The 21,882-nt window shown below is 41.5% G+C and carries 29 protein-coding genes; 22 read left to right on the forward strand and 7 right to left on the reverse strand.

Annotated elements, in window-relative coordinates; genetic code table 11:
* Positions 1 to 59: 59 nt before the first annotated feature.
* The 12 genes from L0P88_RS23420 to L0P88_RS23475 all read left to right on the forward strand — a co-directional run bounded on the left by L0P88_RS23420 (position 60) and on the right by L0P88_RS23475 (position 8,702).
* A complete protein-coding gene (locus L0P88_RS23420) occupies positions 60 to 431 on the forward strand; it encodes a DUF2200 domain-containing protein (protein ID WP_247132512.1) in 372 nt (123 codons plus the stop codon).
* A complete protein-coding gene (locus tag L0P88_RS23425; protein WP_247132513.1) occupies positions 428 to 982 on the forward strand; it encodes a dihydrofolate reductase family protein in 555 nt (184 codons plus the stop codon). Before L0P88_RS23420 ends, L0P88_RS23425 begins: the two co-directional genes overlap by 4 nt.
* Before the next feature lie 141 nt (positions 983 to 1,123).
* Complete coding sequence (locus tag L0P88_RS23430) at positions 1,124 to 1,528, forward strand: VOC family protein (RefSeq protein ID WP_247132514.1); 405 nt, start codon at positions 1,124 to 1,126, stop codon at positions 1,526 to 1,528.
* Positions 1,529 to 1,649: 121 nt separating this feature from the next.
* Entirely contained in the window at positions 1,650 to 2,168 is a 519-nt protein-coding gene (locus L0P88_RS23435) for a DinB family protein (protein WP_247132515.1), read from the forward strand.
* 101 nt (positions 2,169 to 2,269) lie between these two features.
* The gene (locus L0P88_RS23440) at positions 2,270 to 2,818 is read left to right on the forward strand and encodes a hypothetical protein (RefSeq protein WP_247132516.1); all 549 of its coding nucleotides are present in this window, start codon (positions 2,270 to 2,272) and stop codon (positions 2,816 to 2,818) included.
* Positions 2,819 to 3,037: 219 nt separating this feature from the next.
* The gene (locus tag L0P88_RS23445) at positions 3,038 to 3,955 is read left to right on the forward strand and encodes a hypothetical protein (protein ID WP_247132517.1); all 918 of its coding nucleotides are present in this window, start codon (positions 3,038 to 3,040) and stop codon (positions 3,953 to 3,955) included.
* Positions 3,956 to 4,195: 240 nt separating this feature from the next.
* Positions 4,196 to 4,804, forward strand: a complete 609-nt coding sequence (locus L0P88_RS23450) for a DUF2272 domain-containing protein (RefSeq protein ID WP_247132518.1) — start codon at positions 4,196 to 4,198, stop codon at positions 4,802 to 4,804.
* Positions 4,805 to 4,845: 41 nt separating this feature from the next.
* Positions 4,846 to 5,328 carry a GNAT family N-acetyltransferase gene (locus L0P88_RS23455; protein WP_247132519.1) on the forward strand — a complete coding sequence of 161 codons (483 nt, stop codon included), beginning with the start codon at positions 4,846 to 4,848 and terminating at the stop codon, positions 5,326 to 5,328.
* 191 nt (positions 5,329 to 5,519) lie between these two features.
* Entirely contained in the window at positions 5,520 to 6,350 is an 831-nt protein-coding gene (locus tag L0P88_RS23460) for a helix-turn-helix domain-containing protein (protein WP_247132520.1), read from the forward strand.
* A gap of 90 nt (positions 6,351 to 6,440) precedes the next feature.
* Entirely contained in the window at positions 6,441 to 7,460 is a 1,020-nt protein-coding gene (locus L0P88_RS23465) for an alpha/beta hydrolase family protein (protein WP_247132521.1), read from the forward strand.
* A 137-nt stretch (positions 7,461 to 7,597) separates the two neighbouring features.
* Positions 7,598 to 8,059 carry an META domain-containing protein gene (locus tag L0P88_RS23470; protein WP_247132522.1) on the forward strand — a complete coding sequence of 154 codons (462 nt, stop codon included), beginning with the start codon at positions 7,598 to 7,600 and terminating at the stop codon, positions 8,057 to 8,059.
* A 220-nt stretch (positions 8,060 to 8,279) separates the two neighbouring features.
* The gene (locus L0P88_RS23475) at positions 8,280 to 8,702 is read left to right on the forward strand and encodes an SRPBCC domain-containing protein (RefSeq protein ID WP_247132523.1); all 423 of its coding nucleotides are present in this window, start codon (positions 8,280 to 8,282) and stop codon (positions 8,700 to 8,702) included.
* Between the two features lie 103 nt (positions 8,703 to 8,805).
* On the opposite strand, the gene L0P88_RS23480 is transcribed toward L0P88_RS23475, so the two are convergent.
* Both L0P88_RS23480 and L0P88_RS23485 read right to left on the reverse strand, forming a co-directional pair.
* A complete protein-coding gene (locus L0P88_RS23480; RefSeq protein WP_247132524.1) occupies positions 8,806 to 9,324 on the reverse strand; it encodes a peroxiredoxin-like family protein in 519 nt (172 codons plus the stop codon).
* Between the two features lie 6 nt (positions 9,325 to 9,330).
* A complete protein-coding gene (locus L0P88_RS23485) occupies positions 9,331 to 9,918 on the reverse strand; it encodes an NAD(P)H-dependent oxidoreductase (RefSeq protein WP_247132525.1) in 588 nt (195 codons plus the stop codon).
* Between the two features lie 105 nt (positions 9,919 to 10,023).
* On the opposite strand from L0P88_RS23485, the gene L0P88_RS23490 reads away from it, so the two are divergent.
* Positions 10,024 to 10,398 carry a winged helix-turn-helix transcriptional regulator gene (locus L0P88_RS23490; protein ID WP_247132526.1) on the forward strand — a complete coding sequence of 125 codons (375 nt, stop codon included), beginning with the start codon at positions 10,024 to 10,026 and terminating at the stop codon, positions 10,396 to 10,398.
* Positions 10,399 to 10,518: 120 nt separating this feature from the next.
* Positions 10,519 to 11,604 carry a 1,4-beta-xylanase gene (locus tag L0P88_RS23495; RefSeq protein ID WP_247132527.1) on the forward strand — a complete coding sequence of 362 codons (1,086 nt, stop codon included), beginning with the start codon at positions 10,519 to 10,521 and terminating at the stop codon, positions 11,602 to 11,604.
* A 23-nt stretch (positions 11,605 to 11,627) separates the two neighbouring features.
* Here L0P88_RS23495 and L0P88_RS23500 read toward each other — a convergent pair whose 3' ends face one another.
* Entirely contained in the window at positions 11,628 to 12,257 is a 630-nt protein-coding gene (locus L0P88_RS23500; RefSeq protein ID WP_247132528.1) for an NADPH-dependent F420 reductase, read from the reverse strand.
* 1 nt (position 12,258) lies between these two features.
* Entirely contained in the window at positions 12,259 to 13,026 is a 768-nt protein-coding gene (locus L0P88_RS23505) for a type 1 glutamine amidotransferase domain-containing protein (RefSeq protein ID WP_247132529.1), read from the reverse strand.
* A 195-nt stretch (positions 13,027 to 13,221) separates the two neighbouring features.
* Between L0P88_RS23505 and L0P88_RS23510 the strand changes: the two genes are divergently transcribed.
* The 6 genes from L0P88_RS23510 to L0P88_RS23535 all read left to right on the forward strand — a co-directional run bounded on the left by L0P88_RS23510 (position 13,222) and on the right by L0P88_RS23535 (position 17,126).
* Entirely contained in the window at positions 13,222 to 13,578 is a 357-nt protein-coding gene (locus tag L0P88_RS23510; RefSeq protein ID WP_409557702.1) for a winged helix-turn-helix transcriptional regulator, read from the forward strand.
* A 25-nt stretch (positions 13,579 to 13,603) separates the two neighbouring features.
* Complete coding sequence (locus L0P88_RS23515; protein ID WP_247132530.1) at positions 13,604 to 14,143, forward strand: DUF5946 family protein; 540 nt, start codon at positions 13,604 to 13,606, stop codon at positions 14,141 to 14,143.
* Positions 14,144 to 14,356: 213 nt separating this feature from the next.
* A complete protein-coding gene (locus tag L0P88_RS23520; RefSeq protein WP_247132531.1) occupies positions 14,357 to 14,692 on the forward strand; it encodes a hypothetical protein in 336 nt (111 codons plus the stop codon).
* A 78-nt stretch (positions 14,693 to 14,770) separates the two neighbouring features.
* A complete protein-coding gene (locus L0P88_RS23525) occupies positions 14,771 to 15,631 on the forward strand; it encodes an HAEPLYID family protein (protein ID WP_247132532.1) in 861 nt (286 codons plus the stop codon).
* A 226-nt stretch (positions 15,632 to 15,857) separates the two neighbouring features.
* Complete coding sequence (locus L0P88_RS23530; protein ID WP_247134919.1) at positions 15,858 to 16,430, forward strand: sugar O-acetyltransferase; 573 nt, start codon at positions 15,858 to 15,860, stop codon at positions 16,428 to 16,430.
* Between the two features lie 81 nt (positions 16,431 to 16,511).
* Positions 16,512 to 17,126, forward strand: a complete 615-nt coding sequence (locus tag L0P88_RS23535) for a DUF4468 domain-containing protein (RefSeq protein WP_247132533.1) — start codon at positions 16,512 to 16,514, stop codon at positions 17,124 to 17,126.
* A gap of 48 nt (positions 17,127 to 17,174) precedes the next feature.
* Here L0P88_RS23535 and L0P88_RS23540 read toward each other — a convergent pair whose 3' ends face one another.
* Positions 17,175 to 17,642 carry a nuclear transport factor 2 family protein gene (locus L0P88_RS23540; RefSeq protein ID WP_247132534.1) on the reverse strand — a complete coding sequence of 156 codons (468 nt, stop codon included), beginning with the start codon at positions 17,640 to 17,642 and terminating at the stop codon, positions 17,175 to 17,177.
* Between the two features lie 71 nt (positions 17,643 to 17,713).
* Between L0P88_RS23540 and panB the strand changes: the two genes are divergently transcribed.
* Together panB and L0P88_RS23550 are read left to right on the forward strand one after the other, a co-directional pair.
* Positions 17,714 to 18,532, forward strand: a complete 819-nt coding sequence (gene panB, locus L0P88_RS23545; RefSeq protein ID WP_247132535.1) for a 3-methyl-2-oxobutanoate hydroxymethyltransferase — start codon at positions 17,714 to 17,716, stop codon at positions 18,530 to 18,532.
* Between the two features lie 20 nt (positions 18,533 to 18,552).
* Entirely contained in the window at positions 18,553 to 19,251 is a 699-nt protein-coding gene (locus tag L0P88_RS23550; RefSeq protein ID WP_247132536.1) for an RluA family pseudouridine synthase, read from the forward strand.
* 110 nt (positions 19,252 to 19,361) lie between these two features.
* Here L0P88_RS23550 and L0P88_RS23555 read toward each other — a convergent pair whose 3' ends face one another.
* Together L0P88_RS23555 and L0P88_RS23560 are read right to left on the reverse strand one after the other, a co-directional pair.
* Positions 19,362 to 20,225, reverse strand: coding sequence for a DMT family transporter (locus tag L0P88_RS23555; RefSeq protein ID WP_247132537.1), 864 nt, complete (start codon positions 20,223 to 20,225; stop codon positions 19,362 to 19,364).
* Between the two features lie 8 nt (positions 20,226 to 20,233).
* Positions 20,234 to 21,778 carry a hypothetical protein gene (locus L0P88_RS23560; protein WP_247132538.1) on the reverse strand — a complete coding sequence of 515 codons (1,545 nt, stop codon included), beginning with the start codon at positions 21,776 to 21,778 and terminating at the stop codon, positions 20,234 to 20,236.
* Positions 21,779 to 21,882: the final 104 nt, after the last annotated feature.

The following is a 21,882-nucleotide window of genomic DNA, read 5'->3' on the forward strand; positions in this document are numbered from 1 at the left end:
GCTACAACAAGCTTACAGGAAAAGTCCACACATTGGCTACAATCAAAAATGAAAAAGAAATGAAAGTTACCGATGAACATAACAAACGAATCGCAAAATTGACATTTTCCTCGGTTTATCCCCATTATAAGGCAAAGGTGGAGAAAAAAGGAAGGACAAAGGAAGAACTGCATCAGGTCATAAGGTGGTTGACCGGTTTTGAGGATGATAGCTTACAAGAGTTCATTGATAGCAAGGCAACATTTGAAACCTTCTTTCAAAACGCAAAGCTCAATCAAAATGCGCACCTCATTAAAGGGGTAATCTGCGGTTATAGAATAGAAGAAATTGACAATGCACTAACAAGGCAGGTGCGGTATCTGGATAAGTTGGTGGATGAATTGGCAAAAGGTCGTAAAATGGAGAAGATTTTACGGAAAGAAGGGAAATGAAAACTGGGAATTCCAGCGTAACGATCCATATGGTGTCCAGTCTCGATGGATTTATTGCCAAGAAGGACGGAAGCGTTTCATGGATGCATTCCAAAGATACATACCACAAAGGAATTGAACTCACGGAAGAATACGTTGCCAATTTCCTCAAATCAATAGACTGTTACGTTATGGGTTCGCGGACCTATGAACACGCAATTGAACTTGGTTGGCCCTACGGTGAAGTCCCCGTTTTTGTGCTTTCCAGCAGAGCACTGAAATCGGACAAAAAAAGTGTGTGCTTCCTTTCAGGTGATCTTACCGAAATTGTAAATCACCAATTAAAACCAAGCTACAAAAACATTTGGATGGTTGGTGGGACCATGCTTACAAAAGAATTTCTCCGACTTGGATTGGCAGATGCCATTAACATAACCATAATTCCAACACTCTTGGGGGACGGCAAGCCCTTCTTTGATGATATTGGAAAGGAACTATCATTACACCTAAAGGATGTAACCTCCTTTAAGGATGGAATGGTGGAACTGGTGTATGCGATAAAAAAAGATTAAAAAATTGGGCTACAGATGAGTATAATTCCGTACGCCTTGGCGTCGGACCAAACCACCCCAACATGCTGTTTTGGTACATCTGGGCATGTAACGGTTCCTCAATGGCCCATTTCATAAAAAGCGTAAGCTGCAAAGTAAAATATGGACGAATTGAACGTACCAGCTGAAAATCCCGTAGTGTATTTTGAAATACCTGTTGAGGATATTGACCGGGCAATAAAATTTTATACCGCGGTATTCAACTTTAGTTTTGAAAAGCAAATTATTGACCATAATGAAATGGCCTTGTTTCCCTTCAGGGATGGACAAAGGGGAATTTCCGGTGCTTTGGCCAAAGGCGAGGCGTACAAACCCGCAAAAGACGGAGTGATTGTGTATTTTAAGACTCCGGACATCGAAAGTACCTTGGAACTTGCCGTTAAAAACAAGGGTCGTGTGCTTTACCCAAAAACTTCAATCGGAGAACTTGGCTTTGTGGCGGAATTTGAGGACAGTGAAGGAAATCGAATTGCTTTGCATCAAACAAAAGAAATAAAAAACAGCTAATGTTTTGATTCCGGTATCGATAATGGATTTTGCTATATTTCCCTTAATTTCATTACTGATACGCCAACGGTTCCTGCGCATTGTGTACGCGCAGCGCGTTGTAGGGCATTAAAAACACGCTATGAAACAAATACAATGGTTTGAACGAAAATTTGATTTTTCTTTCGAACAAAATATTTTCCCTTCAATAATCGAGAGGCTCTCCGGTACCCCTATACGGTTAAAATCAAAAATTGGGGAAATTCCACCCGAGCTCTTGGAACCCAAGTTTGAAGGTAAATGGTCCATCAAAGAAAATATTGGACATCTTACTGATCTGGAGCCATTATGGCAAGGAAGACTTGATGATATATTGGAAGGCAAGCAATATCTGAGATCAACCGACCTGAACAATACAAAAACGGACATTGCCCAACACAACCAAGTTGATATTGCCCGCTTATTATCCCGATTCATAGCGCTTCGGGAAGAAACATTACACAAACTGGATGCCTTAAAGGAAGTGGATATCTATAAAACCGCATTGCATCCCAGATTGGAAAAACCCATGCGAACGATGGATTTGTTCTTATTTGTCGCCGAACACGATGACCACCATTTAAGCAGGATAACAGCAATAGCGGCCAACAACAACAAATAAACTTCATTGAAACCATTGGTGATATCGAGAACCGTTGGCAGGAATATACAGAAAGACCCGTAGCGGATAAAACCCCTTATTACTTTACAAAATCATGGTTTATGGCAGAAACAATTTATCCCAAAAATACATCCAAGGTTATCGTTGAAAATATAGCGATTGAATACCAGGGTGCAATGGTAAAGGCAAAAAGACTGACCGTTTCGTCCAGAATCCCAATGGCCATTGAAAACGCTTGGGAGAATGTCCAAACTCCGGAACTCCTGCAATTTGTTGCCAAAGGAATAATCCGGTTTCAATCGACTGATGGTGGATTTCCAAAAAAATGGCAAATGGGGCAGACCTATGGGGCCAAAATGAAAATCTTTGGCTTTTTACCCTTTGGGGGAACGCATTATTTAAAAATTGAGCGAATTGATGGCAACACGTACGAAATAGAAACTAGGGAATGGGACAAAAGTGCAAAGGTTTGGAACCATATGGTGCGATTAAAGGACCTGGGAAATAATTCAATTCACTATGAAGACTCCATCATAATCCATGGTGGCTTATTAACGGGGTTTATCACAACCTTTGCAAAGGTTTTCTACAAACACAGACAAAGAAGGTGGCAAATCGTAGCTAAGGAAAAAATGGTCTTTGGAAAATAAGCTACGCCATTCAAAAATGGATATACAATAGGTTGAGGACTTTGGTTTGCCCTTTTGCTGGGCCCTACCCAGGCTTAGATAGCACACTTCCAGCCCTATGACCGGAAATTTTACCCTGGCATTGACTTCGGATTTTGCCATATTTCCTTTAAATTCAACCTAAACACGTCAACTACTTCGGCAGATTCTATGCCCGGTGTGTTGCCCAAAGAACAACCAATGCAGGAAAATCGGCAAAAAATAATTGAAAGGATTTTTAATCGGAGGGATGGGGACGGGTTATGGGAGCTCATTCCCAAAACCCACAAATACTATCCCGACTATTTGCATTACGTGCCTAATTATAAGGCATCACTTTGGACATTGCTTTTGTTGGCGGACCTGGAATGTAAAAGGGAGGATCAAAGGGTAACGAAACCGCTTGAAGAAATTAAAAACCACTTGTTTGACGAGGAACATGGTATCTATACGTTAAAAGAGGACCATTTCCCCATACCCTGCCTTAATGGGAATATGCTCTATATTGATTGTTATTTCAATGGAAAACCAGATGAAAAAAGCGAACGTCTTTTGGATTTCTTTTCTAGAAATCAGCGATTTGATGATGGTACCCATGAGGAGCCCAAAAACCCATTTTGTTCCAATACGAGCTGCTATGGGAAACACACGTGCTACTGGGGGGTGGTTAAGCTGTTAAAGGGCATATCATTTATACCTAAGCAATACAGAAACGAAACCGTAATGGAACTCAGGCAAAAATGTTTGGATTTCGTCTTAAAACATAAGGTGTGCTATAGTTCACACCATCCCTCAAAACTAATGATCCGGAAATTGGATTATTTGACCTTTCCCAATTTTTATAAAGGGGATTTTTTAGAGATTTTATGGCTATTGAAACGTGAGGAAATCAATTCAGGGAAACTGATACCGGCATTGGAGTTGTTAAAGTCGAAACAAAGAAGTGATGGGATGTGGGAATTGGAAAGAAAAATGAACAATATGGTGGTGTCCATAGGAAACGTAAACCAACCCAACCCATTTGTCACAAAAAGGGCAAAAGAAGTATTGGATTATTACGACAACAGCACCTCACAGCAACCCGCGCAATACGAACAAAAGCCCAAAAACGGGAGTTAACCCTAACTTCATTAATAACCGAAGACTGACTTATTCCGGGATTCCAGGCTACTCATGACCGATACCAAATTATCGCTACATATAATTTTATTAGGGGTCTATAGAGATCATCGGAAAATACCGATCATCAGGGATGGAGGACGCCATTTTCCCAGATATACTTGAAAGAATTTTACTATATTTCAGTGAAATTCCCCCGACATCACACAATCCTCTAAATATAACTTTTAAAACACCCATATGTCACCCTTTACAACAAAGCTAATTGAGTTTTTACTGCAGGAATGGAACTTTTTTGGAAACCCTGAGATTAGATTGAACGGAACCGTCAAAGATGGCCTAAAGGAATACCAGGATGGTGCATGGCAGAGAGTGGCCGATTATTGGGAATTTATTGGTGGTCCATATAAGAACCTCACCGGAAAGGACCGGGGGACCCCATGGTCGGCGGCATTCATATCCTTTGCGTTCAACCAAGCAGGTGCTGGCAACCTATTTCCTTATTCTGCCGGGCATGCAACCTACATAAATCAGGCAATCAGGAATTTCGATAACAACCAATTGAACGCACCAATTGTGGGAAGAAAATTAAAAAATTACCCGCTCCAACCAGGAGACCTGATCGGATATTGGAGGGGCGAAAGAAAGATCACCGTTGAAAATGCCAGAAGGATCGGATGGTATCAAAGCCATACGGATATTGTGGTGGAAGTGGGTCGGAACCATGCCTATGTCATTGGGGGGAACGTTATGCATTCCGTTACACGAAGACAGGTGCGATTAAACAACAATGGTGAGCTAACGGATAGAAGAAAAAATTGGTTTGTTGCTATTCAAAACAATATTTAGAATTCCAGTAAAAAGGAAAACCGTACCCAAATGGCCGTACAATGACCATTAGAAAAATCAAGGCAAATGAGCTAAACTTCTTGGCAGATATGCTTTATGAAGCTTTGTTTATCCCGGAAGGTCATGCACCCTTTCCCAAAGAAATCATCCACGATAGGTCATTATCCAAATACATAGACAATTGGGGTAAGGACAAATACGATATCGCCTTTGTAGTGGAAATTGACCGTCAGCTTGTCGGGGCAATTTGGGGACGACTATTGCCCCAGGAAAACAAAGGATACGGATTTGTTGACAACAATACACCTGAATTGAGCATAGCAGTAAAATCCAGGTATCGCAATAAGGGAATTGGAACGGAATTGATGCGGACAATAGCTTCTGAATACAAAAAGATTGGGGTCGACCAATTATCCTTAAGTGTGGATATGGCCAATCCCGCTTCCAACTTGTACAAAAGACTGGGATACAAAATTGTTGAAGAAACAGAAACTTCATGGACAATGAAAAAAGAAATAGGATAAGGAATGTACAAGATGGGATTTAATCTGTTGAAGGAACATTCCTAGGTCTACGGCCTTTCCACCCATCCGTGCAATGAAGTGAAAAAAGTCACCCTTTGGGAAGGATAGCCATCAAATCGATATTGGTTTTGACTATATTTCATTAAAAATCGCCGAACTTCACAGGCGTGGTATTCGCAATAATTTGACCAATGAAACTAGAGGACATTGCAGCTTTCAATCAATATACCGGAGCAAAACCTCCAAAGCATAAATCGATTGACATCGGTTCTTACCCCAAAGACTTTTTGTTGGCTTCCCCACCGGTGTACCCCAATTTTTACCGTATTTCCATCAAATACGGTTTGGAAAATGAAAACGATAGGGGGTTCATGTACTTTTCAAGTCCCAATCAACCCATAACATGGGAAACAAAAACACCATGGAGAGGGTACTACATTCAACTTACGGAAGCTATTTTTTCCAATCATCAACATTTGGCCTATTCCTTCCTTACCTATGGATTGCATGAACCGCTTTATTTGGAGAAGGATGAGGAAACCATCATAACCCAATTGTTCCGGGGTGCGTTAAAGGAATATGAAAGGGAAACCTTTTCCCTGAATCTCCTTGTTGCCTATTGTAACCTTTTATTTGCCCATGTTTCAAGATTTTATGAGCGGCAATTTGGGGAAAGAAAGGAACAATACAATATGTTGATCAACAACTTCTTTAACCTCCTAAACTCGTACTATGACAACAATAATGTCCAAAACATCGTTCAACCTACGGTAACCTATTTTGCCAATAAACTGAACGTTACACCAAATTATTTGAGCGACTTAATAAAATTCCATACCGGCAAACCTGTTTTGGAACATATCCATTTACAAATCATAGATACTGCAAAACATCGTTTACAACGTAATGAACTGACCATTTCAGAGGTGACCTATGGATTAGGGTTTGAATATCCGAATTACTTTTCCCGCTTGTTTCGAAAAGCGACCGGAAAATCCCCCTCAAGCTTCCGAAATCAGTAATTTGTATCCAAACACCCTTTATTTGTTTTCATGGCCATTGGCCTGTCCTATCGAAATTTACAGTAGTAATTTCATTAAAAATCCAGTCTCATGGCATTTAGAAAAACACTAGACTATACAACGGACAATACCCTGGAGGGAAGGATGGGAAAAGAGGCCTTTAGTAAAGCCTTGGAGCAACAAAAAAACATTTCGGAAAAAGAGTACGCAACTATTAAATATTTGGCAGAGTTCGCTGTTCGGCCGATGTTCAGAACACCTGTCCACAAGACCCCCAGCGCCCATGGAATACATCAGTGGGAGGACATCCATTTCCCCTCAAGCGATGGGACACCACTGGAAGGTTGGTACATTCCTTCAATACTGGGTGAATCGGACAAACTAATCATCATCAACCATCCAATGCCCATGAGCCGCTCGGGTTTTACAGGATACCTTGGCGAGCCCTTCTCAAGTGTGGACACCCTGGAAATTGATTTTGTTGCGCACATGAAACACTTGTCCGAAGCAGGATACAATATTTTGGCGTACGATTTAAGGAACCATGGCAATAGTGGCGCTGCAAATGGTGGAATTTGTGGTATTGGGCGTTACGAGTGGCGTGATGTGGTAGGTGCACAAAACTATGTGAACAATCATCCCAAACTCAGTGGGATGAAGTGCGGATTGTACAATCGCTGTACCGGTGGAAACGCTGCCTATGAAGCCATGTATCGACAGCCCGGACTATTTGAGAATATCCTATGCTTTTTTGGGCCAATGACCGTGTCCATGACAGCTTTGATGACTTCGTTTGCAGGATTGATGGGATTGCAAAAGTATATGGAACTCATGGACCTGGAGCAACTAAAATTAGGTGGGTTTACGAACGGTGAAATGCATCCCCAGAAGTACGCACATGCTGTTAAAGTGCCTTATTTTATGGCCGAAGTATTGGATGATGATTGGACGGACAATCCCCGTGATGCCCAAGAAATATTTGATAACATTAGCGCAACGGATAAGGAATTGTTCTGGATCGAAAACACAAACCGTAGATTCGACGGATACAATTATTTTGGGGTACATCCTGAAAAAATGATTGCCTTTTTTGACAAGTACATGAAATAAGACCTCCATTGACAAAACCTTAATAATGCAACACTTCAGTGTTGTGCATGGAAATATGGATGACAACGGGCTACGGGTTGCATCTTTATTCCACGCAACCAAACCACTCTTTTCATATCATTATAGAAAAACAGTGTATGAAAGCCCTTTGCCCCACAAAGATTGCTCTATGTAGCGTTATGGTTGCCTTGTTTCTATCCGTTGGTTGCTCAAAAGATGATACTGAGGTTTCATATGATTTGGCGGGAAACTGGAAAGTAGCCTACTACATAGACGGTAGCGAGACCATAACCAAAACAGATGAAAATACTTGGCCCGATATCAATAACGGAGATGTTACCGCAAATTTTACGGAACCGGATGATGATGGGAAAGGAGCTATTTCCGGAATTACGGTCACCAATGCCTACCAGGGGAACTATACCCTTGGAGCAGAGGGAGAAATAACAATTGGACCAGTCGCCACCACATTTATCAATGAACCCGAATGGACGAATTTGTTCCGTATCAGTGGAGCGCAAAATTACGAGATAAAGAACTCAAGGCTTTTTATCTACTACAATGACGGGCAAAATACAATTGTCCTTGAACGGAATTAGCACTCCTTTTTTGCATTGACCAAAAAGGCATACCCCAAATGGTTTTCCTATTAATTGCTTTTCAAAATTCAAGGGAGGATTTGGTGCAATCAATTATCTTTAACGTCAAGTGGGCATTTTCCTTTTGGCTCCCCTCCCCTCCCCTGTTAAGGGTCAGGGCTTTTGAAGGTAGGAACCACGGACATAACCGCTATCGCATGTTGAAATCAACAAACGAATAATGAAAACCATTATTTGGAAATTACATCTAAAATCAAATCCCAGTATCGTTTTTGATTTATTGACCACTCCTGAAGGAAGGGCAAAATTCTGGTCCGAAGAAGCGACCGAAGAAAACGGTGTAATTCACTTCCTGTTTCCCAATGGCCAGACCTATCATAGTAAGATACTACGGCATACACCCAATAAAGAATTTCATATCGTCTATTTTGATAGCTTGGTCAAATTCTCCCTAACCCCTTCTGAAGGTAACGGAACGGACCTGACCATGACCAATGAAAACGTAATGGAACATGATTTTTCTGAAATAAGGGCCGGATGGGTCTCCGTGCTCATGAATCTTAAAGCAGTGGCGGATTTTCAGTGCGATTTAAGAAATCATGATTCAAAAAGAACCTGGAATCAGGGATATGCCGATAATTAATAAAAAAACATGGTACCAGGGGATTTTTACAAAATGCTGGGCCTTCTGTTCAACGCAAGGGAAGCTAAATGACAGCCGTCCAAAAAAACTAAGGAACAAAAGATTAAAGTACTTCGCCCCTGGCCGGGTATCCAGATTTCACAATATAATCAACCGCTTTTACAAAAGAAGCAAGATAAGGTCTTCCCCAGGGATTGCTGTTTATGGCCGCATAATAAACTTCGTTGTTGGCATCGATAAGGAAAAGCCCGGGCTCACTAAAAATATCGGGTTCACCCTCCTTTACCGCATTGCTGATATACAGGCCCCATTTTTTGGCAGTTTCCAAATCAAGCTTATAACCCAATCTTAAATCCTTCAATGCCCAATCCTTTCTGGACAAACGCGCCCTTTTTTCGGAATCCATGCTAACCGCCACAACATTGACCCCACGTTCCTGAAAATCAGGGAGCAATGCTTCCAGTTGCTGTAGGTATTTCTTGCATATGGGACAATGTAGTCCCCTGTAAAAAACGATTAGCGTAAAACTTTGGGGATTTTGTTCATTTAAATGCCATTGACTTCCATCCAACAATGGAAACTTCAAATCTGGCGCCTTATGTTTTGGTGTTGGTCTGTTCATTGGGTGTTACTTTAAAAAATGGTTCTTCAAATGGGTATTAAAACGAATAAAATCGTTTGCTATCTCCGGATTTTTCATTACACCGTAGGCCATGAATGTGGGCATCGGTTCAAAACCGAACCACTTAAAATTTAAATGCATCGGGCGTAGCAATTCATCCTCGCTTAGACCGTCAAAGAACTTTTCATTTGGATTATTGAACGCTTCCTTTGGTGCATTGGCAGTAACGGACATCATATACTTCCCGCTCAGCTTTCCGCCAAGGCCATAGTTCATTTTGGGGTTTTCCCTGGTCCTTCCATCACCTTCGGACATTTCACCCATCATGCCCATGGAAAAAACCTCGTCAATATATTTTTTGAACGACCAACTCACTCCCATCCAGTTCAGTGGTGTTTGAAAGAAAATCAAATCGGCCCATTTAAATTTTTCAATTTCCTCATGGATAGTATACCTGTCTTCCATAGTGGTTTTCTTAATTTCAAATCCGTTATCGGCAAAGAAATGCTCCGCTTTTTCGGTTAAGCTGGCATTCAGTTTACCTTCGGAAAAGGGATATTTTTGATGTCCGTTCAGTAGAAATACCTTTTTCATTCCAGTGTCAAATCACATTTGTTTCACAAAGAAACCTATATTAGTTTATAAAAGAAACCAATATTTGGATTCTTGGCTAAATTTGTGGTGACCAAAAAGTAACCAATGGCACGAAAGTATATTGATAATCCTAATTCCTGCTCCCTGGTGCATACCATGAATATCATTGGCAATAAATGGAAACCCATAATTATCTACCTTTTATCAAACGGCTCCCTGCGTTTTGGACAGTTGAATGCATTGATACCGGCAATTTCAAAAAAAGTACTGACAAACCAGCTTAAGGAATTGGAGGGTGATCAACTCCTCTTAAGACAGTCTTTCGCGGAGATTCCACCACGCGTGGAATATTCCCTAACGGAAAAAGCCATTGGACTCCTACCAATTCTAAGGCGTCTTAGTGAATGGGCGGACCATACATACCCCGAAATAAAATTTGAAGAATGTAGGATAAAGGAAATTCAGCATAACCCTACCTAAAGTAACCGCACTACTCGAAAAGTGGATTTTTGTTTTCAAAATCACTATTTTGGTTTCCAAAGCTTTTTGAATTAAAAATTCCCAATTCCAATCGTTTCCATCATACTATTCAACATACCAATGCCACTTCGGGACTCTTTAAGGGCAAAGATTAGGATAGGGCTACCGTATGTACTTTTTATCCTGGTGTATGGTTTTGCCAGTACACTATATGCCCAAAAATTTGTCCCCCAAGATGGCAAATGCCTTGTATTTGTTGGACAGGACTTGGCAGCAACAGGCGGTTTGGACACCTATGACCAAGGGTATTCCGATTACTTTGACATCCCTGCCGGAGTTACGGTGTATACCAACTTATCGCCAGGAAGCGAATCTTATGGCCATTACAATAAAGGGCTTGATGGCATCAAAACAAAAGCAAATTGGGGAGCAGGGGATTCCTGGGCCAACCTTTATGTTGAAGATGCTACCTATACCAATAGTGCCATTGCCATAGGATTGTCCATGGTCAATCACGAAAAGAGAATTTCCAAGGGGGAACACGATGGCTTGATTCGGGAACTTGGTGTTTGGATCCAGTCCATAAAACGCCCTGTTTTCCTGAGAATTGGTTATGAATTTGATGGTTGGGAATGGAATCATTATAGAAGGAAACACTATTTAAAAGCCTGGAAAAGAATACACTCCATTTTTGAAGCGTTAAAGGTGGATAATGTGGCATTTGTATGGCAATCCAAAGGCACAGGCTCCGATCAGGATGTCCTGGAGGCATGGTATCCTGGAGATGATCTGGTGGATTGGTGTGCCTATTCTTATTTTGGACAGCCCGATGAAGAAATGATCGTATTTGCCCGTAGGCATCACAAACCCGTGTTTATTGCCGAAGCAACCCCAGTAAGGCAATCGGACAATTTGTACTTTGATACGGATTTAAAAAAAGAAAGACTGGAACAAACCATTTGGCAAGAATGGTTTGTCCCTTTTTTTAGGACATTGGAGAAAAACAATGATGTGATCAAAGCCTTCAGCTATATAAATTCGGATTGGTCTTCCCAACCCATGTGGATAACAAATCCCGTATTTCAAAAAGTTGATTCCAGAATTCAAGTCAGTGAATACATTTCACGGCAGTGGAGGGAAGAAATGAAAAAACCTCAATACCTCCATGCAACCAAAGGGCTGTGGAACGGCCTGTCAAAGGACTGAACCCATGGTATTTCCATACGCAATTAGCGTTCCAAATAGGCCCAGGTAAAATTTGGATGGTGTCCGTTGGCTCGAACCATTTTGACCCAAAGCAAGGTCATATGTTCCAAATGAAGGGATTGGGACAAGTCCCCAACATCCAATGTTTCAAATCCCAAATCTGAATTTAGGGTACTTACCACAGCCTTGCTGTTTACATCATTCCCAGAAATAGGCATTACGGGTTTGACACCGTAATTGGGAAAAACAGGATTCTCCAAATTCTCGAAACCATAAATGGTGTACGATTTAACCACTTTGGCATTGGAGGTCCATTCCTGAATTTTTTCCGCTCCTGAAACCTTACTTCCCAAACCATGGGAGATACCCGCTCCCACGGGATTGGTACAGTCCACCAAAATCTTGTCTCCAAAATCCAAGGGTTTTAATAGCGCTTCCGTACTATTAAATGGGATGGCCAAAAAGATTACGTCGGCTGTAGTTATGGCTTCTTGAATGGGAAATACCTGGAATGAAGGATTCCTTTCCTGTGCCCTTAGCACACTATTGCTGGTGACATCATCATGGGCTATGATGATGTCATGTCCACTTTGCTGAAAATTATTGGCCAATGCAAACCCTACCTTGCCAATACCTATAAATGCTAATTTCATCTTACTTGGATAATTGTTGAACCACCATTCCTGCCACTGCTACTCCTGAATTTTGTTGCTGACCCGTTATGAGATTTCCGTCTGCAATCGCAAAGGAACTAAAAGGTGTAGCTGTTTTAAAGTTTGTGTTCGGTAATTTTTTGGCTTCTTCTTCTATCCAATACGGCTGTATTTTCTGCCCAACGGCCTTATCCGCATAGGCTTCTTCCGCATTTGCGAAACCCGTCCACGTTTTGTGTTCCACGATATGTTTTCCATTTGATTTTTTAGCGTCCAACAAAAGTGTGGTTGCATGACATACAGCAGCACTGGGTTTACCCGATTCATAAAAATCGGCAAACAATTTTTCCAAATTGTGATTTCCCCTAAAGGTATACATGGGACCTTGTCCGCCGACCAAAAAAATGGCGTCATACCCATTTCTGCTTACGTCTGTAAGCTTTTTGGTGCTTTCCAACATTTGATTGAACCAATCCAACTGCATATAACCCAATGAGATGACATCATGCGCAGCATATCCACTTTCATCAGTAGGATTGGAATAGCCGTCCATAACTATTTTCCCGCCTTCCGTTGAGGCCAATTCAATTTCATAACCCGCTTCTTGGAAAACGTACAAGGGGTGGGTCAATTCCGCAGCCCAAAACCCGATGGGCCAACCCGTTTGTTCAGAAACTGTTGGACTACTGACCACCATAAGGATTTTTCCTTTGTACGGCATACCGTGTGCATGCACGTAACTATTTTTTTCTTTTACAATTGATTCCATTATCGTTTTATTCTGGTTACTTCCTGATTAGGGATACCACATGGGATTTAATGCCCTAATGCAGTAAAAACTTAATTTCATGTTCTGCACTTTACAGTTGAATACAAATCTATTTTTATTACTTACCTTTAGCAATATACTTACCAAATAGAATGGTACTTACTTTTTGGAAAGTATTAATAAAATCAATGGAACATGCCAGATTTCATTTATAACAACAAGGTGTATTACAATCCGGTAGAATTTGCTATGGACCGAATTGGGGGAACCTGGAAAATGCCGATTCTTTGGCGATTGAAGGAACGGATATTCCGTTTTGGTGAACTGAAGAAGGACATTCCCCACATTACGGACAAAATGCTTACCACACAATTACGGCAACTGGAAGCCGAAGGGTTTATCCATAGAAAAGTATACCCGGTAGTACCTCCAAAAGTGGAGTATTCCATCACGGAAAAGGGAAGAACCGCAATTCCAATTATTGAAACCATACGAAACTATGGTCTTGAGCTCATGGAAAGGGAAGGGATAAAACATAAGGTGAAACGATAACGATAGGGAAAACATCCTGGCATTAATGGAAGAATACGTACCATGCTTTTCATGTGGGGCAAAGTCACTCAATTTTAAAGGTGAATGTCATAAATATATGTTGGCATCCCCAGGTTGTTATGAAATGTTCAAGGAGGTGCTTGCACGAGAATATTCGGACTTTGGATATGCAAAGGCGAATCACTATACGGTTGATTCCTATGCAGTTCAACATCCTGGAGAAATTTCAAATAAAAAGGCAATAAACTCCGTTGGAATCCACTTGGTGAGCTTATACTTCCTTTTTGAAAAAAACTATGACTTGGAAAAGTCGGCTGAAATCAAAATGAAATTTGCGGAATTCAATACAACAAACGAAGTGGTCCATCCCTTAGAAAGACCCGAAGAATTTGAGGGTTTGACCATTTTTGATATTTGGGACAATGAAGACCCGGAAAAGCATTTTGAACTGTGTAAAAGGTGGGCATTGAATGCATGGAATTCTTGGCGAAAACAACATAAAACAGTTGAAAAATGGGCCACCATATTTCTGAATGAAAAAATGCCCAAGAAAAGAAACCATTAAATGGAACACGGGTAGAAACTATGGTTGATTACTTTTCCTAAACATTTTGCTCAAAATCGCTGACATCGTATAATTTCCCAAAACCAACTGTTTTCCCTTTGAAACCACCGGTGCTTCTGGTTAATCATATGAAAAACGATAAAAGAGCGTTACTTTTGAATGGTGTTTGCCCAATTGAGAAATAGCGCATTTACCAAAATCCTTTGGGGATTTATGGGGCTTTATCTGTTGAACATAAGCGTTGACTCGGCTGATCCCAATCCGGAGCATATTCCAGAAGACCTGTCAATCAATGATCAGGAGAGTATTATTGAAATTGTCTTTGAGAAAATTCTAGGTTACGAAGATGCCTTTGAGGAATATGATGACCCTGATACGGAAGACCACAACAAGAAGACCAATGTCAAAATAGACTTGATTACCCAATACCACACCAAATCCAATATAAAAAGACCTTTCCACGAAATGGTCAAGCAAAATTTTCCGAATCATACCGCTTATCTGACCAGCGGTTTCCATCGATTCGATACTCCTCCGCCCAAAGCCTGATTTGTTTTACACACTAACCGATTCCTACCGCTATATAGTGGTGGGATGAATACATAATGCTTAAAAAACAAATCAAAAATGAAAATAAAAACAGTAATACTGCCAATACTGGTATTGGCATCTTCCACCTATTCCATTGCACAGATCACCAAATCCGAAAAGGATAGCCTATATATCCAACATGTGGAAGACCATAAAGAACCCCATAAGGTTTTGCACGCAGAGCCCCTATACATTGACCTGATACGTGATTTGGGTGCCCGAAAAGGAGAAAAAGAGTGGAATATAGGCCTGGGGTTGACCGATAACTTAAAATTTGATTCCTATGAGGCCTTAATAGAATACGAATGGGCTCCCATAGACCGGTTGGGTCTGGAAATTGAATTGCCCTTTACTTTATATTCAGCCGTAAATGGAACGGCGAGGGATTCAGTTCCTTCAAATCAATTGAACAGCATTAAAATGGCCATACAATGGTCATTCTTTGTAAGCGAACCCATGGCTACCTCAATGGCCCTTGGATATATCAATGAATTTGAGTTGTCGGATTTTAGGAACTTTGGCAGGCCTTTCATTAAAGGAAATGTCTACAATCCATTTTTGGTAATCGCCAAACGTTGGGGAACTAATTTTCATTCATTGCTCTACACCGGACCAATGATCGAACAGGACTTTAGCACTTCCAAATTTCACATGGCCTATGATGCCAATACCAGTTTTCATTATATGATTTCAGGTACCAGAAACTTTATTGGTGTGGAATTCAACAAGACGTTTGCCAGCGGTGATTTTGACATGACCTTACGACCGCAAATGCGTTTGGGCATTGCCGATAACCTACTGCTAGGGATAGTGGGCGGCATCCCGGTAAGTAGGGAAAATCAAAGATTGAGTTCCTTTATACGCCTCATATGGGAACCTGGGCATAAAAAGCACTAGCGAACAGGATTTCCAATACCATATAAGCATAGTGGGCGGTTTCCATCCCACTATGCTTTTACCCATTCATAATCCTGTCTTTGGGTACAACAACCAATCGATTTTATGCAAAGGGAATTTTCCACAACCACAGGTGGCAATTCATGGACCAAACGGTCATAACTATGACAATTCCCTATGTCTTGTCCGTAGAAGGGTTACCTTTAGGGTACTATTTAAATCCACCATGACGGAAAAGGAGAAAATGCTCAAAGGGGAGCGTTATAATTCAAGGGATGCGGAATTGTTGGGTATGTACCATAGGGCCCGAAAACTTTTAAACGCATACAACGCACTGGATTCGGAACTAACTGCGGAACGTGAACGGATATTACATGACTTATTGGGTGGCAAGGGAAAAGGAGTTTGGATCGAAACCCCATTTTACTGCGATTATGGCGAAAACATCACTATTGGGGAAAATACCTTTATCAACACCAATTGCATTTTTTTGGACGACAATACCATTTCCATAGGGAAAAATGGATTGATTGCCCCCTACGTACAGATCTATACGGCCACGCATCCGTTAAGGGCATCGGAAAGAATCGTTGAGGAAGGCCATGGGAACAGTTACGTAACATCAACCAAACCTGTGGTCATTGGCGACAATGTTTGGATTGGGGGAAATTCCGTGATTTTTCCCGGGGTAACCATTGGAAACAACGTTACCATTGGTGCGGGCAGCGTGGTCACCAAAAGTCTTCCGGACAATGTCCTGGCCTACGGAAATCCCTGTAAAAAAATTAAGGACCTATAAGGGCATAAAATCTGCTCATATTTCGCTAGCCTATTACGTGGGTTCGGCACAGGTTTTGATATTCTTTGGGAAACGATTAAAATGGTAAGAAGTCTCTTTCTGGCTATTCTACTGCTTGTTTCGGTAACCACGACCGCACAGACCAAAAAGACAAAAAAAATGTTGGAAAGCATCGAAGGCGAATGGTCCTTGGATGATTCCGGCAATATTACGTATCAACGAATACTGGAACTATCCCATCTTTCCAAAGACGAAATTTACCACAGGGCACTTAGCTATTTTTTATACGGACATGAAGGGGAACCCCTGGACATAACACAAGACAAGGAATTGGGAAGAATAGTGGTCAAAGGAATCTACGAAGATGTCCACATTGGCAGTTTTTTTCTCAATTCCACACACATCCATTGCTGGCATATTGTTCGGATCGATGTAAAGGAAGGGAGAACCCGAATTTTGTTGACCCTAACGGCTTACGATAAAGAGGAAATTGATATTGCGGATGGCGAATTACCCCTGGTCACCTCAACCAAAATAAATCGTGAATTTCCCATAAACCCAGCAGGGTTGAACAAGACGATGATGGGCAAGGCTTTTTACAAGGCCCATGGCAGGGCTATGTTGACCTTTGACAATTTGTCCCGGGCAATTCGTGAGGGCAATACTTCCCCGAATTTGGAAAATAACGATTGGTAAAGGGATATCCTTTTACATAGTCTGGGAAAAGTTAAGGGAAAGCGGGGCTCATTCCTCCAAACACCCTGCCCTACCCCTTGTGTCAATCAAATAAATGATTTTCCATTGCCCATCAAAATCTACCATTTGAAAGGAATTGATCCCGCAATGACTGAAATTTCCATTTAACCAAAATTCATATCCGACCCAGGCATTGGCCATGGTACGATCTACTTGGATGTTCCATGAGGTTAGTTTTTCCTCAAAGGAGACACTATCGGGAATACTCACAATGGATTCATACAGTTTTCCAATCGGTGTGGTCCTTAACATGGTTTTACCCTCTTTGTTGCGTCCCGTCGTTTGCAAAACGACATTATCGCCAACAAAACTTTTCATCCCTAGGGAATCCTGCTTATGAAAAGCCTCAAAAAACCCTTCTACCACTTTCTTGACCGCTTCCTTTTCAGCATCTTGGGCATTACCAATAGGTAGGTTCAGAAAAAAGGCCACCAGTATTAAAATTCCATATCTCATGCCATTCAATTTTTTGATTGATGGTCAAATTAACCAAAACTAATTACATTTAGGGCATAAACCTGTTCTATATGTCCACCGCCAAAAAAGAATACAAGCGCGTAACGGTAAAATCGCTTGTGGAAATGAAACAAAATGGTGAAAAAATTTCCATGCTCACCGCCTACGATTATTCCATGGCAAAAATTGTGGATTCCGCCAATGTGGACGTCATTTTAGTGGGTGATTCGGCCAGCAATGTCATGGCCGGTCACGAAACCACATTGCCCATTACCCTGGACCAGATGATTTACCATGCCTCTTCGGTGGTAAAGGCCGCTAAAAGGGCTTTGGTAGTTGTGGATATCCCCTTCGGAAGTTATCAAAGTGACAGTAAGGGGGCCTTGCGTTCCGCAATTCGAATCATGAAGGAAAGCGGGGCACACGCCGTTAAGGTCGAAGGAGGCGTGGAAATCAAGGATTCCGTTAAGCGAATCATACAGGCGGGGATTCCCGTTATGGGACATTTGGGATTGACGCCACAGTCCATTTATAAGTTCGGCACCTATACTGTTCGGGCCAAGGAAGAGGCCGAAGCCAAAAAACTCAAAGAGGACGCTAAGATGCTCGAGAAAATTGGTTGTTTTGGTGTGGTCCTTGAAAAAATTCCGGCCCAATTGGCCAAAGAGGTTGCGGAAAGCCTGACGATTCCGGTCATTGGTATTGGAGCGGGTGGCGGAGTCGATGGCCAGGTACTTGTGGTACACGATTTATTGGGTATGACCCATGAGTTCAATCCCCGGTTCCTAAGGCGCTATATGAATCTTTATGACGAAATGGGTGCTGCTATCGGGAATTATGTCACCGACGTAAAGAGCAAGAGTTTTCCAAGTGAGGACGAAAGCTATTAAAACAATAGCACCAAAATAGAATGTCCTTGTCCGTTCGTTCCACCCATAGTAACCTTCATGTGCTATTCGAAGACAATCACTTAATTGTTGTCAATAAACGTCCAGGTGACATTGTACAAGGGGATAAAACAGGAGATGTTCCCTTATCCGACGTAGTCAAAACCTATCTCAAAACCAAGTATGACAAACCTGGAAATGTCTACTTGGGAGTTGTACACCGACTGGACAGGCCTACTTCGGGAATTCTGGTCTTTGCCAAAACTTCCAAGGCCTTGCCACGCCTGAACAAGTTGTTCTCCGAAGGGAAAACGAAGAAAGTGTATTGGGCCGTAGTAACCCGGACACCGCCCAAAGACAGGGATATCTTGGTCCACTGGTTGGTGCGCAATCCCAAACAAAACAAATCGTATGCCCATAGCAAGGAGGTATCCAATGGCAAGAAGGCAATTTTGGAGTATAAAGTGATCAAAAAATTGGATAACCATGTGCTCCTGGAAATCGACCTAAAAACGGGACGGCACCACCAAATTCGAGCGCAATTGGCCACGATTGGATCTACCATTAAGGGAGATTTGAAATACGGAGCCCCCAGGAGCAATAAAGATGGCAGTATACACTTGCACGCCAGGACACTTACCCTGGAGCACCCGGTAAAAAAGCAATCGATTTCCTTTGTCGCACCACCACCGGAAGATGCGGTTTGGAAGGCATGTCCGTAATTTTTGTACGACCACAGGTATTGGCAATGGTTTCAGTTCGTTAAAAGATGATGGACTTGCCCCTGCCCGCGAGGTCCATTGGCGCAACTTGTTTTTTTCCAGTCTTAAATTTACATTTTTTGGGTGCGAAGGCTTTCTATGGCCACTGCACTCAAAATCAATGTTCCCCCGAGCACGGTAACCAACGAAGGGATTTCCTTTAAAAAAATGGCACCAAGAATGATTCCATATATGGGTTGGACACTACTAAGGATACTTATGGTCGTAATGGAGAAATAGCGGAAACAGCCCAGAAACATCGTATGTCCAATAGCCGTGGTCAAGAGTGCCAAAATAAAAACCCAGGGCAGTTGGTCAGGTACCGCGTTAATGGCATCGGTAAAAAAGAAGGGGAACAAAACCACAACAATAACAATCATTTGAAAACACATCAGGCTGGAACCGTTGTAATCGGTTACACGGTTTTTCAATATGATGTTTCTTAGGGAATACAGGATTGCCGAAAAAATCCCTATCGCTACGGCGATGGTATTGCCATTTTCAAAGTCAAGATTCGGATTTAAAAGATAAATTCCCCCAAGGACCAATAATCCCAGTAGCAGATGTATCTTTTGAAACCTGGTTTTTAGAATCAAAGGCTCCAGAAAAGAGGTAATAATGGGATAGGTAAAAAGTGATAACATTCCAATGGCCACACTGGAAAGCTGTAAGGAATAAAAATAGGTTATCCAGTGGGCACCCAAAAAGATACCACTCAATACAATGGGCAAACGATGCCGTTTATCCGTTTTAAAGGAAAAACCTTTATAACGACAATACGCATAGAGAATAACAAGGGCCAAAACCGAACGTAGGGCTATGGTAAGGGGAACAGGTAAATCAATATATCTTCCCAAAGCACCCGAAGTGCCCATAAAGATCATGGCAAAGTTTATTTCAACAAGGTGGGCAAAGGGTTGGTTTTTTAGCTGCAAAATGATGGTTATCTGGTTAGGGTCAAGGCTTTCTCCCTAATGATTTCCGCCACTGGCCTATTTTGAAGGTGACTTTCCAACCAGGATAGAATATCCAGATACAGGAAAGCCCTTTTCTCATAGGGGTGGTCTTCATATTTTTTCAATTCGTTGTACAGTTTTTGAAATTCCCCTTTGAGCTCAGTGGGGTAAATATCACCCAAACTCCTTAAGAACTTGATCATTTCATGCTGAACGGCATGTAGATCGTTCATTTTCAGCAAGAATTTATAAGTGCTCTTAAGCTGTACCTCCAGATGATAATCCATTCCTGCCTCATAATGGGCAACCAAACTCAGTACCCGGGCAAAGCACATGAGGTCCTCACGCATTTTAAGCTGCTTGTTATTGATGATTTTCTTAAGATAGGCGATGCAATTTTTATGATCGCCACAACCAAAGTACAAACAGGCTATTTTGTAATATAGCAGCATGATATGGTGTTGGTCTATTCGATCGCTGTGCTTCTTGATACCATACTCGATAATATTCACCAGGTACAGGCCCTTGTCAAAGGTTCCCTCCAAAAAATGAAGGTTTAATTTATTGCTGTTCAGATAGAGGAAGGAAAGGGAGGCAATATTGTCATTTTTTGGAAAATGATCATTGGAGACTATCCTTTCCAATTGCTGTAGGGTTTCCCGAAATTGGGAGCTGTACTTCACAAAAAACAAGGATTCCAAAAGGTAATGGTTACCCTTGAGATAAAACACGGGATTCAAATAAATCATTTCCTCATTTTCGTGGAACAGATCTACCCATTTACTGGAATATCTATAGGCGGAAAGGAAATCTTGGGTCAATAGACTGTACCAAAGATGTGCTTTGTACAGCCAAAGTTTCTCCCTAAAGCCCAAGTCATCCAAGGTATAAACGGGCAAATTGGCCTCAAAATAATCCTTAACGCCCCTTAAATCGTCATCATTTCTAACATAACCCACCTTAAGCATTTTTCCATATAACTGGAGGGACAGATTGGATAATTTACTGGTCATAAGATTATGTTCCGAAAGTGTTTTGGCCTGGTTGGCCAGTTCCTCGGCCCTATCCGGTATACTGCGGGTTATGTATTGGGTTTCAATTATTTTTTCGAGCTCAACAATTTCGTAGGCCACATTTTTCTCCTGATTCTCAATAGCCATGGTTTTGGCCTTGTCCAAAAGTTTTAAGCTCTGTTTGTAAAGTCCCTTTTGATACAAAATGGTGGCAAAATCAAGTTGCTCCCTAATCTGCACCCTAATATTCTGATTCACAGGGTTTAACCGGAGGCTTATCAGGATTTGTTTATAGAGATGCGCTTTAAGATTGGATAACTGTGCTTTTTTCACAATACCGCTGGAAAGGATCTGTGCCTCATCATACGATCGCAGTTTATCCAACAAATTGAACAATGCCAGAAATTTGGCATCCGTGTTTACCCCCAACCTACCCACATACAATTTAAATTGTCTTTTTTCTGACTTTGATAGGGATTTGACCAAAACAAACAGACTGTCCTTGGGGGTGCTAACCATCGTAAAAAAATATAATTATACTACTGACTATCAAAATTTTATACCTAGCTCCGTGTACTTCAACATTGTAACGCAAATACTTTAAAAACAACCTATGCCAAGGG

The organism is Muricauda sp. SCSIO 64092 (genome assembly GCF_023016285.1).
Classification (GTDB): Bacteria; Bacteroidota; Bacteroidia; order Flavobacteriales; family Flavobacteriaceae; genus Croceivirga.